The 17972-nt window shown below is 76.9% G+C and carries 2 protein-coding genes; one reads left to right on the forward strand and one right to left on the reverse strand.

Annotation, left to right across the window (positions count from 1 at the left end; genetic code table 11):
- Positions 1-16 precede the first annotated feature (16 nt).
- Entirely contained in the window at positions 17-16396 is a 16380-nt protein-coding gene (locus ACFWJ4_RS17800) for a type I polyketide synthase (protein ID WP_380544908.1), read from the reverse strand.
- 280 nt (positions 16397-16676) lie between these two features.
- On the opposite strand from ACFWJ4_RS17800, the gene ACFWJ4_RS17805 reads away from it, so the two are divergent.
- On the forward strand, positions 16677-17900 hold the full coding sequence (locus ACFWJ4_RS17805; RefSeq protein WP_380544911.1) for a cytochrome P450: 1224 nt from the start codon (positions 16677-16679) through the stop codon (positions 17898-17900).
- Positions 17901-17972 lie beyond the last annotated feature (72 nt).

Consider the following 17972-nt stretch of genomic DNA (forward strand, 5'->3'; position numbering starts at 1 on the left):
TCGTCTCCCCCGGATCTCACTGCGACTGGTCGAGGATCTGGAACAGCTCCTCCGCGGTCGCCGTCTCCAGGCTCGCCGCACTGTCTGTGGTGCCGAACTCGCCGAATCGGGCGGCCAGTTCGCGTAGCCGTCGGCCGACCTCGGCCCGCTCGGAGCCGTCGGTGCCGACGTTCTTCAGGACTTCCTCGAACCTGGCCAGCTCGTCCAGGGCGCTCGCGGCCGGGGCGGTCGGCGCCGGGGCGAGCTCGTCCCGGAGGTGACGCGCCAGGTCCAGCGGCGTGGGGTAGTCGAAGATCAGCGTCGCCGGCAGCCGCAGCCCGGTGGCCAGGGCCAGCCGGTTGCGCAGCTCGACGCCGGTGAGCGAGTCCATGCCGACCTTCAGGAAGCCCCGCTCGGCACCGACCGAACCCGCCGAGTCGTGGCCCAGCACCGTGGCGGCCTGGGTGCGCACCAGGTCGAGCAGCGCCTCCAGCCGCTCCCGGTCGGAGAGGCCGGCCAGCCGCTCGGGCAGGTGCGCGTCGCGGGCCGCGGCCCCGGTCCGACCGCCCGCCCCGGACGCCGTCGGCGCCGCGGGGATCAGACCGCGCAGCAGCGGGGGCAGCAGCCCCTGGGTCCGCAGCGCGGCGGTGTCCAGGTTGATCGGCACGACCACGGCGGTGCCGGCGGCCAGACCCGCGTCGAACAGCGCCAGGCCCTCCGCGGTGGACACCGGCGTCATGCCGAGCCGGCGCACCCGGTTGACGTCCAGTTCGGTCAGGTTCCCGGTCATCCCGGTCGGCTGCGCCCACGGGCCCCACGCGAAGGAGACCGTGTCGAGCCCCTCCGCCCGGCGGGCCTGGGCGAAGGCGTCCAGGAAGGCGTTGGCCGCGGCGTAGTTGGCCTGGCCCGCGCCGCCGAAGGTGCCGGCCGCCGAGGAGAAGAAGTGGAAGCCGGACAGTCCGGTGCCGCGGGTCAGCTCGGCCAGGTGCAGCGCACCGCCGACCTTGGCGTGCAGGACCCGGTCGACGCGCGCCGGGTCGAGCCCGACGAGCACGCCGTCGTCCAGTTCGCCGACCGCGTGCACGACGGTGCGCAGCGGGGCGTCGGCCGGGATGCCGGCCAGCAGCGCGGCCGCCGCCGTGCGGTCGCCCACGTCGCAGGCCGCGATCTCGGCCTCGGCGCCCAGGTCGGCCAGTTCGGCGACCAGTTCGGCGGCGCCGGGGGCCTGCGGTCCGCGCCGGCCGGCCAGCACCAGGTGCCGGACGCCGTGCTCGGTCACCAGGTGCCGGGCCAGCGCCTGGCCCAGGGTGCCGGTGCCGCCGGTGATCAGCACGGTGCCGTCCGGGTCGAACACCGGGGTGTCCGTCCGGGCCGGTACGGCCAGTCGGGCCAGCCTCGGCACCCGCACGGCGCCGGACCGCAGCGCGGCCTGGGGCTCGTCGGTGCCCAGCGCGGCGAGCAGGGCGGGGGCGGTGTCCTCGTGGCCGTCCTCGTCGAGCAGCACGAACCGGCCGGGGTGCTCGGACTGGGCGGACTTCAGCAGGCCCCAGGCCGCCGCCGCGGGCAGGTCGGCGGGGGCCTCGGCCGGGTCGGCCGCGACGGCGCCCCGGGTGACCAGCACCAGGCGGGAGGAGCCGAAGCGGTCGTCGGCGAGCCACTGCTGGGCCAGCGCCAGCGCCGTGTGGGTGACGGTGCGGACCGCCTCGGCCGGGTCACCGCCGGTGGCGCCGGCGAGCGGGACCAGCACGGTCGCGGGCTCGTCGGTGCCGGTGAGCGCCGCCGCCACCGCGGCGAGGTCCCGGTGGCGCTCGGGCGGGGCGCCGGCGGCGGTGAGCCGCTCGGCGAGCCCGGACGGGTCGTCACCGGCCAGCAGCAGGCGGCCGGGCCGGGTGTCCCCGGCCGGGGCGGCCCCGGTCCACTCGACCTGGAACAGCGACTGTCCGGGGGCCGGGGCGGTGCCGAGGCCGTCCGGCACCGGCCGGGAGACCAGCGCCTCGACCGAGGCGACGGCGAGCCCGGTGTCGTCCGCGGCCTGGAGGGTGATCCCGTCCGCCTCGGCGAAGGCCAGCCGGACCCGCAGCGAGGTGACGCCCCGCTGGTGGCAGCCGACCCCGCGCCAGGCGAACGGCAGCTCGGCCCGGGCCCGTTCGCCGCGCTCGGACTCGCGCAGCGCCCGCAGCATGCCGATGCCGTGCAGCGCCGCGTCCAGCAGCGCCGGGTGGACGCCGAAGCGCTCGGCGTCCGGGCCCGGCTCCGGCAGGGACACCTCGGCGAAGATCTGCTCGTCCCGGCGCCAGGCGGCGCGCAGGCCCTGGAAGGTCGGGCCGTACGCGTAGCCGCGCGCCTCCAGCTCCTGGTAGAAGCCGCCGAGGTCGATCGGCTCGGCGTCCCGCGGCGGCCACTGGGCGAGGTCGAACGCCGGGGCGGGCTGCTCCGGGGCCAGGGTCGCGGTGGCGTGCCGGGTCCAGCCGTCGGTGCCGGCGGCGGCCGTGCCGTCGTCCGGCCGGGAGTAGACGCTCAGCATCCGGCGTCCCGCGGCGTCCGGGGCCTGGACGACGGCCTGCAGGCGTACCGCGCCGTGCTCCGGCAGGAGCAGCGGGGTCTCCAGGGTGAGCTCCTCGACGTGGCCGCAGCCGACCTGCGCGCCGGCCTGCACCGCGATCTCGACGAAGGCCGTACCGGGCAGCAGGACGGTGCCGAGCACGGCGTGGTCGGCCAGCCAGGGCTGGGAGCGGCGGGAGAGCCGGCCGGTCATCAGGACGGCGTCCAGCCCGGCGAGGTCGGCGGCGGCGCCGAGCAGCGGGTGCCCGGTGGCGCCGAGCCCGGCCGTGGCGGCCTCGGCCGCGCCGGAGCCGGCCCCGGAGCCGCCGAGCCAGTAGCGCCTGCTCTGGAAGGCGTAGGTGGGCAGGTCGACGGTGCGGGCGCCGAGGCCGCCGAGCAGCCGCGCCCAGTCCACGGCGAGGCCGCGCACGTGCGCCTCGGCGGCGGAGGTCCACAGCCGGTCCAGGCCGCCCTGGTCGCGCCGCAGCGAGCCGACCACGGCGCCGCCGCCGGTGACGGCCTCGTCCAGGTCGTCCAGGGTCTCCTGGATGCCGACGGTGTGCATCGGGTGCGGGCTGGCCTCGACGAAGTGCCGGTAGCCCTCGGCCGCGACGGCGCGCACGGCCTGCTCGAAGCCGACCGTGTTGCGCAGGTTGCGGTACCAGTACCCGGCGTCCAGCTCGGCGGAGTCCGTCCAGCGGCCGAGCGCGGTGGAGTAGAAGGAGACCGCGGAGGAACGCGGGGTGATCCCGGCGAGTTCCGCGACCAGCCGCTCCTCGACGGCCTCGACCTGGGCCGAGTGCGAGGCGTAGTCGACCGCGATCCGGCGGACCCGGACCCCGTCCGCCTCGCAGCCGGCGAAGAACTCCTCCAGGGCCCCGGTCTCGCCCGAGACCACCACGGAGGAGGGCCCGTTGACGGCGGCGACGGAGATCCGCCCCGCCCACGGGGCGATCCGTTCCCCGGCCTTCGCGGCGGGGAGCGCGACCGAGACCATGCCGCCCTTGCCGGACAGCGCGGTGATCGCCCGGCTGCGCACGGCCACCACCCGGGCGGCGTCCTCCAGCGACAGCGCGCCGATCACGCAGGCGGCCGCGATCTCGCCCTGCGAGTGGCCGATCACCGCGTCCGGTTCGACGCCCCAGGAGCGCCACACCGCGGCGAGCGAGACCATCATCGCCCACAGGGCCGGCTGCACCACGTCGACCCGGTCCAGCGCGGCCGCGCCCTCGACGCCGCGCACCACGTCCACCAACGACCAGTCGGTGTACGGGGCGAGCGCCTCGTCGCAGGCGGCGATGTGCTCGGCGAAGACCTCCGAGGAGTCCATCAGCCCGGCGGCCATGCCGGCCCACTGGGCGCCCTGGCCGGCGAACACGAACACGGTGCGGCCGTTCACGGCCGAGCCGGTCGGGGTGCCTTCGGGGGTCTGCCCCGCGGCCAGCCCGGCGAGGCCGCCGCGCAGCTCGGCCCGGTCGGCGGCGAGCACCACGGCCCGCTCGGCGAACGGGGTGCGGGTGGTCGCCAGCGAGTAGGCGAGGTCGCCGAGGTCCGCCGCGGGCTCGGCGTCCAGGTGCGCCAGCAGCCGTTCGGCCTGCTCGCGCAGGGCCTGCGGGCCGCGGGCGGAGAGCACGAAGGGCAGCGTGCCGGCCGCGCGTTCCGCGCGCGGCTCCTCCTCGGGCTCCGGGGCCTGCTCCAGGACGGCGTGGGCGTTCGTGCCGGTCCCGCCGAAGGAGGAGACGCCGGCCCGGCGCGGGCCCTCGGTGCTCGGCCAGGGGCGGGCCTCGGTCAGCAGCTCGACCCGGCCCGCGCTCCAGTCGACGTGCGGGGTCGGCTCCTCGGCGAACAGGGTCGGCGGCAGGACGCCGGCGCGCAGCGCCATCACGGTCTTGATCACACCGGCGACGCCGGAGACGGACTGGGTGTGCCCGATGTTGGACTTCAGCGAGCCGAGCCCGACCGGCCGGTCCTCGGGGCGGTCCTGACCGTACGTCGCGATCACGGCCTGGGCCTCGATCGGGTCGCCGAGCGAGGTGCCGGTGCCGTGCGCCTCGACCAGGTCGATGTCGCTCGGCCGCACCCCGGCGCTGGCCAGCGCCTGGCGGATGACCCGCTGCTGGGACGGCCCGTTGGGCGCGGTCAGGCCGTTGGAGGCGCCGTCCTGGTTGGTCGCCGAGCCGGTGTACAGGGCGAGCACGGGGTGGCCGTTGCGGCGCGCCTCCGAGAGGCGCTCCAGGACCACCACGCCGACGCCCTCGCCCCAGTTGGTGCCGTCGGCGGAGGCGGCGAACGCCTTGCAGCGGCCGTCCGGCGCCAGTCCGCGCTGGCGGCTGAACTCGGTGAAGGAGACCGGGGTGGGCAGCACGGTGACGCCGCCGGCCAGGGCCAGCGTGCACTCGCCGTTGCGCACCGCCTGCCAGGCGAGGTGCAGCGCCACCAGCGAGGAGGAGCAGGCGGTGTCGACGGTGACCGCCGGGCCCTCCAGGCCGAGCGTGTACGCGAGCCGCCCGGACACCGCGGCGGTGCCCGTCCCGGCCAGGAAGAAGCCCTCGGAGGCGGCGATGCCGTCCTGCGCGTCCACGCCGTAGCCCTGGAAGGAGGTGCCGACGTAGACGCCGGCCTTGGCGCCGGCCATCGTCGCCGGGTTGATCCGGGCCCGCTCCAGCGCCTCCCAGGCCGCCTCCAGCAGCACCCGCTGCTGGGGGTCCAGGGTGATCGCCTCGCGCGGGCTGATGCCGAAGAACTCGGCGTCGAAGTGGCCGGCGCCCTCCAGGAAGCCGCCCTCGCGGACGTAGGTGGTGCCGGGGCGGTCCGGGTCGGGGTGGTAGAGCGCGTCCAGGTCCCAGCCACGGTCGGTGGGGAACGGGGTGACGGCGTCCTGGCCGGCCAGCACCAGCTCCCACAGGTCCTCCGGGGAGCGGACGCCGCCGGGGAAGCGGCAGCCGATGCCGACGATGGCGATCGGGTCGTCGTCGGCGGGCGCCGCGCCGTGCTCCGGCGCGGGGGCCGCGGTGGCCGGGGCGCCGAGCAGCAGGGTGGCCAGGTGGTCGGCGACGGCGGCCGGCGTCGGGTGGTCGAAGACCATGGTGGCGGGCAGCCGCAGCCCGGTGGCGGTGCGCAGCCGGTTGCGGACCTCGACCGCCATGATCGAGTCCAGGCCGACCTCGCGGAACGCCCGGGCGGGCTCGACGTCCCCGGGTCCGGGGTAGCCGAGCACGGCGGCGGTGTGGGTGCGGACCAGGTCGAGGACGACCCGGCCGCGCTCGCCCGCGGGGAGGGCGGCCAGCCGCTGGGCGAACTCGCCCTCGCCCGCCGGCGCCGTGGTCTGCGGCCCGGAGTCGGCGAGCGCCTCCCGGGCCTCGGGGATCTCGTCGATCAGCGGCCGCTCGCGGGCGGCGCTGTAGGCCGGGGCGAAGGCGGCCCAGTCGATGTCGGCGACGGTCAGCAGGGTCTCGTCGGCGGCGAGCGCCTGGCCGAGCGCGGTGACCGCGAGCTGCGGGTCCATCAGGGCCAGGCCCCGCCGGCCGAGGACGGCCATCGCCTCGTCGGTGGCCATGCCGCCGCCGGCCCAGCCGCCCCAGGCGACCGAGGTGGCGCGCAGCCCGAGCGAGCGCCGGTACTGGGCGAGCGCGTCCAGGCGGGCGTTGGCGGCCGCGTAGGCGGCCTGGCCGCTGCCGCCCCAGACGGCCGCGCCGGAGGAGAACAGGACGAAGGCCTCCAGGTCGTCCCCGGCGAGTTCGTGCAGGTGGACGGCGCCGGCGACCTTGGCCTCCAGGGTGGCGGCCAGTTCCGCGACGTCGGTGTGCAGCACGGGCGTGCTCTGGGCGACGCCGGCCGCGTGCACGACGGCGGTGAGCTCCGGCAGCCGCGCCAGCAGGGCGGCGACGGCGGAGCGGTCGGTGACGTCCACGGCCTCGATCCGGACCTCGGCGCCGAGCGCGGTCAGCTCCGCGGCCAGCTCCGCGGCGCCGGGGGCGGCCGGTCCGCGCCGGCCGGCCAGCACCAGCCGTTCGGCGCCGGCCCGGGCCAGCCAGCGGGCCACGTGGCCGCCGACGGCGCCCGTCCCGCCGGTGACCAGGACGGTGCCGCGGGGCTGCCAGCCGTCCGTGCCCGCGGCGTCCTCGCGCGGGGCCCGGACCATCCGGCGGCCGAAGACGCCGGCGGCCCGCAGGGCCACCTGGTCCTCGCCGGCGGCGCCGTGGAGCACGGCGGCCACCCGGGCGAGGGCGCGGTCGTCCGGGTCGGCGGGCAGGTCGAGCAGGCCGATCCGACGGCCGGTGAGTTCCAGTCCGGCGGTCAGGCCGAGGCCCCAGGCGCCGGCCTGCTCCGGGCGGGTCAGCGGGTCGGCGGCCCCGACCGAGACCGCGCCCCGGGTGGCGATCCAGAGCGGTGCCGTGCCGCCGGCCGCCTCCACGGCCCGGACCAGGGCGAGGGTGCGGGCCAGCCCGCGGGAGAGCACCGGGTGGTCCGGGTGGGTCTCCTCGTCCAGGGCCAGCAGGGAGAGCACGCCGGCCGGCCCCTCGGCCACCGCCTCGGCGATCCGCTCGCCGAGGCCGTCGCCGGACGGGTCGTCGGCGGCGGGCGAGACGGTCACCACGCGGGCCCCGTGCTCGCCGAGCGCCCGCGCGCAGAACGCGGCGGTCCCGTCGTCCTCGCCGCCCGGGACGACCAGCAGCCAGGTGCCGGAGAGTTCGGCGCCCTCGGTGCGGGCGATGCGCCGCCAGCGCACCCGGTAGCGCCAGTTGTCGATGGTGGAGCCGTCCCGGCGGCGTGCCCGCCAGGAGGAGAGCACCGGCAGCGCGGGCGCGGCGGCGGCCAGCGCGGCGCGGGCGTCCGGGTCGTCCACGCCGAGCGCCTCGGCCAGCCCGGCCGGGTCGGCCTCGGAGACCGCCGCCCAGAACCGCTCCTCGGCCGGGTCGCGCAGGGCGTCGCCGGCCGCGGCGCCGTGCGCCGTCGGCAGGTCGAGCCAGTAGCGCTGCCGCTGGAACGCGTAGGTGGGCAGCTCGACGGCGGTGGCCGCGGCGCCGCCGAGGACCGTGGACCAGTCCGGGCGGGCGCCGTGGACGTGTGCCTCGGCGAGCGAGCGCAGGAACCGGGCCGGGCCGCCCTCGTCGCGGCGCAGGGTGCCGACCACGGTCACCTCGCCGGTGCCGGGGAGTTCCTCGGCGGCCTCCTGCACGCCGGGGCCCAGCACCGGGTGCGGGCTGGACTCGACGAAGGTGCGGTAGCCGTCCTCCAGCAGGGAGCGGACGGCGTGGGCGAACCGGACGGGCTCGCGCATGTTGCGGTACCAGTAGGCGGTGCCCAGTTCGGTGGTGTCGAGCGCGCCGCCGGTCACGGTGGAGTAGAAGGCCGTCCGGGCGGGCCGCGGCTCGATGCCGGCCAGCGCCTCCAGCACGGCCTCGCGCAGCGGCTCGACCTGCGGCGAGTGGCCGGCGCCGTTGACCCGGACCTTGCGCACCCGCACGTCCTCGGCGGCCAGCGCCTCGACGAACCCGTCGACCGTCCCCGGGTCTCCGGCGACCACGATCGAGCGCGGGCCGTTGACGGCGGCGATGTGCAGTTCGCCCGGCCAGGCCTCGATCCGGGCGGCCACCTCGTCCTCGGGCAGCGAGACCGACGCCATGGCGCCCTGCCCGGCGAGCGCCAGGAGCAGCCGGCTGCGCAGCGCGACGATCCGCATCGCGTCGGACAGCGTGAGCGCGCCCGCGACGTGGGCCGCCGCGATCTCCCCCTGGGAGTGCCCCACCACGGCGGCGGGGGTGATGCCGTGCGAGCGCCAGAGCGCGGCCAGCGACACCATCATGGTGAACAGCACGGGCTGGACGACGTCCATCCGCTCGATCGGCGGGGCGTCCTCGGCGCCGCGCAGCACGTCCTCCACCGACCAGTCGGCGTACTGGGCCAGGGCGGCGTCACAGGCCCGGACGGAGTCGCGGAAGACCTCGGAGGCCTCCAGCAGACCGGCGGCCATGCCGGCCCACTGGGTGCCCTGGCCGGGGAAGACGAACACGGTGCGGCCCCCGGCGGCGGCGACGCCGCGCACCAGGCCCTCGGCCGTCCGGTCCTCGGCGAGCGCCGTCAGCAGCTCGGTGAAGGACTCCCGGTCGTCGGCGAGGAGCACCGCGCGGTGGTCGAAGGCGGAGCGGCCGGACGACAGCGCTCCGGCGATCTGACCGTCCGTCAGTTCCGGCCGGGTGGAGAGGTGTTCACGCAGCCGCGCGGCCTGCGCGCGCAGCGCGGCCTCGCCGCGGGCGGACAGCAGCCAGGGGGTGGGGGCGCCGTCCAGGGACGGGGCGGCCGGCCGCGCCGGGGCCTCGGCCCGCTCCGGCGCCTCCTCCAGGATCACGTGGACGTTGGTGCCGCTCATGCCGAACGAGGAGACGCCCGCCCGGCGGGTGCGACCGCCCCGCGGCCACGGCACCGGTTCGGTGAGCAGGCGCAGCGCGCCCGCCGACCAGTCCACGTGCGGGGTCGGCTCGTCCACGTGCAGGGTGGCGGGCAGCAGGTCGTGCCGCATCGCCTGGACCATCTTGATCACGGCGGCGACGCCGCCCGCGGACTGGGTGTGCCCGATGTTGGACTTGACCGAGCCGAGCCACACCGGGCGGTCGGCCTCCCGGTCCCGGCCGTAGACGGCCTGGAGCGCCCGTGCCTCGATCGGGTCGCCCAGCTCGGTGCCGGTGCCGTGCGCCTCGATGGCGTCGACGTCGCCGGGGGCGAGCCGGGCGGCGCTCAGCGCCTGCCGGATGACCTTCTGCTGGGCCCGGCCGCTGGGGGCGGTCAGCCCGTTGCTGGCGCCGTCGTGGTTGACGGCGGTGCCGCGGACCAGGGCCAGCACCCGGTGGCCGTTGCGGCGGGCGTCGGAGAGCCGCTCGACCAGCAGCATGCCGGCGCCCTCGCCCCAGCCGGTGCCGTCGGCGGCGGCGGCGAAGGCCTTGCAGCGGCCGTCGGTGGAGACCGCGCCGCCCTGGGTGCCCTCGACGAACATGGTCGGCACGACCATCAGGGTCACGCCGCCGACCAGGGCGAGCGAGCAGTCGCCGCGCCCGAGCGCCTCGCCCGCCGTGTGCAGCGCCACCAGCGAGGAGGAGCAGGCGGTGTCGATGGACAGCGCCGGCCCCTCCAGGCCGAGGGTGTACGCGACCCGGCCGGAGGTGACGGAGGCGGCGGTGCCGAGCATCAGGTGCGGGCCGATGCCCTCGGGCACCTCGGTGGCGCCGACGCTGTAGCCGGTGGTGGCGTTGCCGACGAAGACGCCGGTGGGGCTGCCGTGCAGCGTGGTCGGGTCGATCCCGGCGCTCTCGATCGCCTCCCAGGCCGTCTCCAGCAGCAGCCGCTGCTGCGGGTCCATCGCCAGGGCCTCGCGCGGGCTGATGCCGAAGAAGGCCGGGTCGAAATCGGCCAGGCCGTCGACGAAGCCGCCGTCGAGGCCGTCCGCGAAGCCCTCCGGGAAGGCTCCGAGGTCCCAGCCGCGGTCGGTGGGCACCGGGGTCATGGCGTCCACGCCCTGGCTGACGATCCGCCACAGCCCCTCGGGGGTGTCGGCGCCGCCGGGCAGTCGGCAGCTCATGCCGATGATCGCCAGCGGGTCGTCGGCCGGGCCGGCGGTGGCGGTCCCGGACGCGGGCTCGGGCTCGGACGCGCCGAGCAGTTCGCGACCGAGCTCCTCGGCGAGCAGCGCCGGGGTCGGGTGGTCGAAGACCAGGGTGGCCGGCAGCCGCAGCCCGGTGTCGGCGGAGAGCCGGTTGCGCAGCTCGACCGCGGTCAGCGAGTCGACCCCGAGCTCCTTGAACGCCCGGTTCGGGTCGACCGGTTCGGGCCCGGCGAAGCCGAGCACGGCGGCGGCCTGGCCGCGCACCTGCTCCAGCAGCAGCCGGAGCCGGTCCTCCGCGCCGAGTCCGGCCAGCCGGCGGCCGAGGGTCGAACCGGCGGCGGCCGGGTCGGCGCCGGAGACGCGCCGGGTGCCGCCGCGGACGAGTTCGCGCAGCAGCGGCGGCAGCGACCCCGCGCCGGCGGCCAGGGCCGCCTGGTCCAGCCCGGTGGCGACCAGCGCCGGGTGGGGCAGGGCGAGCGCCGCGTCCAGGGCCGCGAGGCCGCGCTCGACGGAGAGCGGCGGGAAGGCGGAGCGGGCGATGCGCTCGCGCTCGGCCCCGGTCAGCCGGCTGGTCATGCCGGCGGTGTCCTGCCACGCCCCCCAGGCCAGCGACAGCGCGGGCAGCCCGGCGGCGCGGCGGCGGTGGGCGAGGGCGTCGAGGTAGGCGTTGGCGGCGGCGTAGCCGGCCTGCCCGGCGCTGCCCAGGGTGCCGGCGGCGGAGGAGTACAGCACGAAGGCCGCCAGGTCGGCGTGCCGGGTCAGCTCGTCCAGGTGCGCGGCGGCGTCCGCCTTGGCGCGCAGGACGGCGGCGGCGCGCTGCGGGGTCAGCCCGGTGACCACGGCGTCGTCCACCACGCCGGCCAGGTGGAACACCCCGGTCAGCGGGCGGGTGAGCCCGGCCAGCACCGCGGCGAGCGCGTCCCGGTCGGCGGCGTCGCAGGCGATCAGTTCGACCTGCGCGCCCCGTTCGGCCAGCGCCTCGGTGAGCGCGGCGGCGCCCTCGGCGGCGGGCCCGGTACGGCTGAGCAGGGTGAGGTGGCGGACGCCGTGGGCGGACGCCAGGTGCTCGGCGAGGACCCGGCCGAGGCCGCCGGTGCCGCCGGTGACCAGGACGGTGCCGTCCGGGTCGAAGGCGCGCGGCAGGGTGAGGACGACCTTGCCGATCTGGCGGGCCTGACCGATGTGGCGGAACGCCTCGGGGGCGGTGCGCACGTCCCAGGCGCGCAGCGGCGGCAGCCGCAGCTCGCCGGCGCGGAACAGCTCCAGCAGGGTGGCGAGGATCTCGCCGATCCGCTCGGGGCCGGCCTCGATCAGGTCGAAGGCCTGGTAGCGCACGCCGGGGTGGCGGGCGGCGACCTCGCCGGGGTCACGGACGTCGGTCTTGCCCATCTCGATGAAGCGGCCGCCGCGCGGCAGCAGGTCGAGCGAGGCGTCGACGAACTCGCCGGCCAGGGCGTCCAGCACCACGTCCATGCCGCGGCCGTCGGTGGCCTCGGCGAAGCGCCGGGCGAAGCCGGTGTCCCGGGAGGAGGCGATCCGGTCGGCGGCGACGCCCAGGGCGCGCACCGCCTCCCACTTGGCCGGGCTGGCGGTGCCGTAGACCTCGGCGCCCAGGTGCCGGGCGACCTGGACGGCGGCGGTGCCGACGCCGCCCGCGGCGGCGTGGATCAGCACCGACTCGCCGGCCCGCAGGCCGGCCAGGTCCACCAGGCCGTAGTAGGCGGTGGCGTAGGCGATCGGGACGGCCGCGGCCTCGGCGAAAGACCAGTGCGCGGGCATCGGCGCGAGCAGCCGGTGGTCGGTGACGGCGACGGGGCCGAACGCTGCCGGGCAGAGGCCGAACACCCGGTCGCCCGGGCGCAGGCCCTCGACGTCCGGTCCGACCTCCAGCACCACGCCGGCGGCCTCGCCGCCGAGCACGACCTCGCCCGGGTACATGCCGAGCGCGCCCAGCACGTCGCGGAAGTTCAGGCCCGCCGCGCGCACGCCGAGCCGCACCGCGCCGGGGGCCAGCGGGGCGGCCGGGTCGACCGGCAGCAGTTCGAGGGCCTCCAGGGTGCCCGGGTCGCGGGTGTCCAGCCGCCAGGCCCCGGCTCCGGCCGGGGCCGGCAGGCCGGCGGGCACGGCCGCGCGGACGAGTCGGGCGGCGGCGAGCTCGCCGTCGCGCAGGGCCAGTTGGGGTTCGCCGCAGGCGACGGCGGCGGTCAGCACCTCGGTCGGCACCGGCACCCCGGCGGGGGCGTCCAGCAGGACGAAGCGGTCGGGGTGCTCGGTCTGCGCGGTGCGCACCAGGCCCCAGGCGGCGGCCCCGGCCGGGTCGGCGACCGGGTCGCCGGGGGCGGCGGCGACCGCGTCGCGGGTGAGCACCACCAGGCGGGCGGGCGTGAAGCGGTCGTCGGCCAGCCAGTCCTGGAGCACCGTCAGCACCCGGGCGACGGCCTCCTGCGCCGAGCCGGCCGGGCAGGGCAGCACCACGATTCCGGGCACGTGGCCGTCCTCGTCGACGGCCGCGGCCAGGGCGTCCTCGGCGTCCAGCAGCGCGAGGTCCGCGGGCACGGCGACCTCGGTGCCGCCGTCGGCCGGGCGCCGCCAGTCCACCCGGTACAGCCCGGCCGGGTCGGCGGACGGACCGGCGGGGGCGGCCGCGCGCAGCACGAGGCGCTCGACGGTGACGACCGGCCGGCCGTCACCGTCCCAGGCCACCAGGGAGAGCGCGTCCTCACCCAGCGGGGTGATCCGGGCCCGGACGCCGGGGGCGCCGGAGGCGCGCAGGGCGACCCCGGTCCAGGAGAACGGCAGTCCGGCGGTGAGTGCGGCGGGGCCGGCTCCCCCGTCGGCCGTCGAACGGACCGCGAGCGCGTGCAGGACGGCGTCCAGCAGCGCCGGGTGCAGGCCGTAGCGGCGGGCCTCCTCGGGGTCTCCGGTCCGGGCCTCCAGCAGGATCGCGTCACCGTGGCGCCAGGCGGCGGCCAGGCCGCGGAAGGCCGGGCCGTACGCCAGTCCGGCCGTCTCCAGCAGCTCGTACACGGCTTCCACGTCGGCCGGGGCGGCGTCGGCGGGGGGCCACTGCTGCGGGGCCGGCTCGGCCGCCGCGCCGTCGGCGGTGGGGGCCAGCACGCCGGTCGCGTGCCGGGTCCAGGGCCGCTCCGGCCAGTTGTCGTCGGCCCGCTCCTCGGGCCGGGCGTGCACCGTGACGGTGCGGCGGCCGTCCGGGCCGGCGGCGCCGACCGCCACCTGGACCTGGACCGCGCCGCGGTCGGGCAGCGCCAGCGGGGCCTCCAGGACCAGTTCGTCGAGGTCCCCGCAGCCGACCTGGTCGCCCGCGTGGACGGCGAGTTCGACGAAGGCGGTGCCGGGAACGACGACCCGGCCGTGCACCCGGTGGTCGGCCAGCCACGGGTGGGCGTCGGCGGACAGCCGTGCGGTGAACAGCAGTTCGTCCCCGCCGGCGAGCGAGATCCCGGCGCCGATCATCGGGTGGCCGATGGCACTCAGGCCCGCCGCGGTGACGTCGCCGCGCCAGGAGGCGGTGTTGGGCCAGTACGGCGCGGTCTCGAAGGCGTAGGTCGGCAGGTCCAGCAGGCGTCCGTCACCGAAGACGGCGGCCCAGTCGACGGCGCCGCCGTGCACGTGCAGGCCGGCCAGCGCGGTGGCGACGCTCAGCGGCTCGGGCCGGTCGCGGCGCAGCAGCGGGGCCAGGAAGACGGTGTCCTCGCGGTGGGCGAGGCTCTCCCGGGCCATGGCGGTGAGCACGCCGTCGGGCCCGAGTTCGAGGTAGCGGGTGACGCCCTGCGCGTCCAGGTGCCGGACCCCGTCGGCGAACCGGACGGTCTCGCGGACCTGCCGGACCCAGTGGTCCGGGTCGGCCAGCTGCTCGGCGCCGACGGGGGCGCCGGTGAGGTTGGAGACCACCGGGATCACCGGCGGCCGGAACGCGAGCCCCGCGACGACCTCGCGGAACTCCGCCAGCATGCCGTCCATGTGCGGCGAGTGGAAGGCGTGCGAGACCCGCAGCTCGCGGGTGCGCAGGCCGCGTTCGCGCCAGGTGGCGGCGAGCGCCAGGACCGCTTCGCGGTCGCCGGAGACGACGGTCGAGGCCGGCCCGTTGACGGCGGCGACGGCGACCCGGTCGGCCACCGCGGCCAGGTCCTCGCGGACCCGCGCCTCGTCCGCGCCGACGGCGAGCATCGCGCCGCCCTCGGGCATCGCCTGCATCAGCCGGCCGCGCGCGGCGACCAGGGTGCAGGCGTCGTCCAGCGGGAGCGCGCCCGCGACGTGGGCGGCGGCGACCTCGCCGACCGAGTGGCCGAGCAGGAAGTCGGGGGCCGGGCCGAAGGCGGTCGCCAGGCGGTACAGCGCCACCTCGACGGCGAACAGCGCGGCCTGGGTGTAGGCGGTCCGGTCGAGCAGCGCGGCGGTGTCGCTGCCGGGCTCGGCGTCGAGCACGGCGCGCAGCGGCGGGTCGAAGTGCGGGTCCAGCCGCTCGCACACCTCGGCCAGGGCCTCGGCGAACACGGGCTGGGCGGCGGCCAGTTCGGCGCCCATCCGGGCGCGCTGGGCGCCCTGGCCGGTGAACAGGAAGGCCAGCTTGCCGCTCCTGCGGGCGGCGGCGCCGCGCACCACCCGGCCGCTCTCGGTGCCGTCCTCCAGGGCGGCCAGGCCGGCCAGCAGGCCGGCGCGGTCGGCCGCGACGACCACCGCGCGGTGGCTCAGCGCGGCGCGGGTGACGGCCAGCGAGCGGCCGAGGTCCGCCGGGTGCACCGCCGGGTCGGCCGTCAGCAGGGCGCGCAGCCGCGCGGCCTGGCCGCGCAGCGCGGCCTCGCTCTTGGCGCCGAGGACGAAGGGGAGTTCCCCGCCGGCCTGGCCTGCCACGGCCTCCGCCGCCGCGGGCTCGTCGGCCTCCTCCAGGATGATGTGGGCGTTGGTGCCGCTGATGCCGAACGAGGAGACGCCCGCACGGCGCGGCTCGGCGCCGCGCGGCCAGGGCCGGGACTCGGTGAGCAGTTCCACCGCGCCGGCCGACCAGTCCACGTGCGGGGTCGGTCCGTCCACGTGCAGGGTGGCCGGCAGCACGCCGTGCCGCAGCGCCATCACGGCCTTGATCACGCTGGCCACGCCGGCCGCGGCCTGGGCGTGCCCGATGTTGGACTTGACCGAGCCGAGCCACAGCGGACGGTCCTGCGCCCGGCCCTGGCCGTAGGTGGCCAGCAGGGCCTGGGCCTCGATCGGGTCGCCCAGCTCGGTGCCGGTGCCGTGCGCCTCGACCAGGTCGACGTCCCCGGTGGACAGCTTGGCGCTGGCCAGGGCCTGCATGACGACCCGCTGCTGGGACGGCCCGTTGGGGGCGGTGAGCCCGTTGGAGGCGCCGTCCTGGTTGGCCGCCGAGCCGCGCACCACGGCGAGCACCGGGTGCCCGAGCCGGCGCGCGTCGGAGAGCCGCTCCACCAGGAGCACGCCGACGCCCTCGGACCAGCCGGTGCCGTCGGCCGCGGCGGCGAAGGACTTGCACCGGCCGTCCCCGGCCAGCCCGCGCTGCTTGCTGAACTCGGTGAACACGCCCGGGGTGGCCATGACGGTGACGCCGCCGACCAGTGCCAGCGAGCACTCGCCCTGGCGCACCGAACGGGCGGCCAGGTGGAGCGCGACCAGCGAGGAGGAGCAGGCGGTGTCCACGGTGATCGCGGGGCCCTCCAGGCCCATCGCGTAGGAGACCCGGCCCGAGATGACGGCGCTGGCGCCGCCGGTGAGCAGGTAGCCCTCGCCGCCCTCGTGCGGCGCCCCGGCGACCAGCGCGGTGTACTTCTGGTCGCCGGCGCCGATGAAGACGCCGGTGTCGCTGCCGCGCAGCGAGGTGGGGTCGAGGCGGGCGCGCTCGACGGCCTCCCAGCACGCCTGGAGCAGCAGCCGCTGCTGCGGGTCCATCGCCAGCGCCTCGCGCGGCGAGATGTCGAAGAACCCGGGGTCGAACTCGGTGGCCCCGGTGACGAAGCCGCCCTCGCGCACGTAGCTGGTCGCGGCCCGGTCCGGGTCGTCGTCGAAGAGGTGGTCGAGGGCCCAGCCGCGGTCCTCCGGGAAGGGGCCGATGGCGTCGGCGCCGTCGGCGACCAGCCGCCAGAGGTCCTCCGGTGAACGGACGCCGCCGGGGAACCGGCAACTCATCCCGATGATCGCCAGCGGTTCGGCGTCCGCCGCCTCGAAATCGGCCAGGCGTTGCCTGGTCCGGTGGAGATCGGCGGTGACCCGCTTCAGATAATCGCGAAGCGTATCCTTATCAACCATCTGGTGAAACCCTCTTCCACGGATGGCGCGACGAATAGACGGAGACGACCGGCCGGCCCGTTACGGGAATTCCTGGACTTTCGCCGCCGCCGCGTGCACCAGCCGCCCAATTCACCGGTCCCGCCCGACGCAGGCTAATCGTGGCCCGGTGCCGTCAACCACCCCTAGCCTCAAGGATTCCCCCTTAACCAGCACGCCGTCGGGAAGGATAGGGGTTGACCCCTCATCACCGTCCGCCGGAGCCTGGGGGAAAAATTTCCTCGCGATGATTGGCCGGGTCATGGTGGAGCGGCAAAGGACCAGGGTTCTCTTCGACCTCAACGATCCGCAGCTCCATAGGAACAGATACGCCTACTATCGGCGGCTGCGCGAGACGGAACCCATTCACCATTCGCCGTACGGATTCTGGACGCTCAGCCGGTACGACGACGTGGACGCGTTCCTGCGCTCCCCGCAGGCGTCCTCCAGCGTCACCACGGATCCGGCGTTCGCGGAGCAGCGCGGCGGTCCCGACAGCCCGGCGATGCGCAGTCTGAGCCGCTGGATGCTGGTGAAGCACGGCGAGGAGCACCGCAAGCTGCGCCGCATCATCGCCCGGGCGGTGACGCCGCGCGCCGTGCAGCGCCTGGAGCCGGAGATCCTGCGCATCGTCAACCGGCTGATCGACGACATGGGCGAGGGCGAGGTCGACCTGATCGAGCAGCTCGCCGCCCCCGTCCCGGTCGCGGTGATCTGCGGTCTGCTGGGCATTCCGATCGAGGACGCGGACAAGTGCCTCAAGTGGACGAACGCGATCGCCAACATCATCGACCCGCTGATCACCCCGCAGATGCGGGACGCGATGAACCAGGCCGAGCCGGAGTTCAGCGCCTACATCCGGCACCAGATGGAGCTGCGCCGGGCCGAGCCCCGGGACGACGTCCTGACCATGCTGATGGCGAAGGACGAGGACGGCGAGGGGCTCAGCGACGAGGACGTGATCGCCCAGGTGCTGCTGCTGTTCAACGCCGGGCACGAGACCACGATCAACGTCATCGGCAACAGCCTGCACGCCCTGCTGACCAACCCCGACCAGCTGGAACTGCTGCGGGCGAACCCGGGGATGATGGGCGACTGCTTCGAGGAGCTGGCCCGCTACAACTCCACGGTGCAGGTCATCCTGCGGCACCTGACCGACGACCTCGTCGTCTCCGGGCAGCGCATCCCGGCCGGCGACGTCGTCCTGGCGATCCTCGGCGCCGCCCACCGCGACCCGGCGAGGTTCCCCGACCCGGACCGCCTGGACCTGCGCCGCGAGGGCGTGAAGTCGCTCGCCTTCGGCTCCGGGCCGCACTACTGCATCGCCGCGATGCTCGGCCGGACCGAGGTCTGCCTGACCATCACCGAGCTGCTGCGGCGCTACGGGAGGATCGAGCTGGCCTCCACGGAGCTGGAGTGGCACACCCGGTTCAACTTCGTGCTGGGCCTCAAGCGCCTGCCGCTGCGGGTCGCGTACCGCGCCTGAGCCGGCGGCCCGCGGACGGAACCGCCCGGGAGCGTACGAGACGCACCCCGGCGGGTCCGCGGCAGGGGCACC

Source organism: Kitasatospora sp. NPDC127067 (assembly GCF_042724755.1).
Lineage (GTDB): Bacteria > Actinomycetota > Actinomycetes > Streptomycetales > Streptomycetaceae > Kitasatospora > Kitasatospora lactacystinica.

Coding starts and splice junctions, on each gene's coding strand:
- ACFWJ4_RS17800 (WP_380544908.1), bottom strand. CDS start 16,396: ATGGTTGATAAGGATACGCTTCGCGATTATCTGAAGCGGGTCACCGCC.
- ACFWJ4_RS17805 (WP_380544911.1), top strand. CDS start 16,677: ATGGTGGAGCGGCAAAGGACCAGGGTTCTCTTCGACCTCAACGATCCG.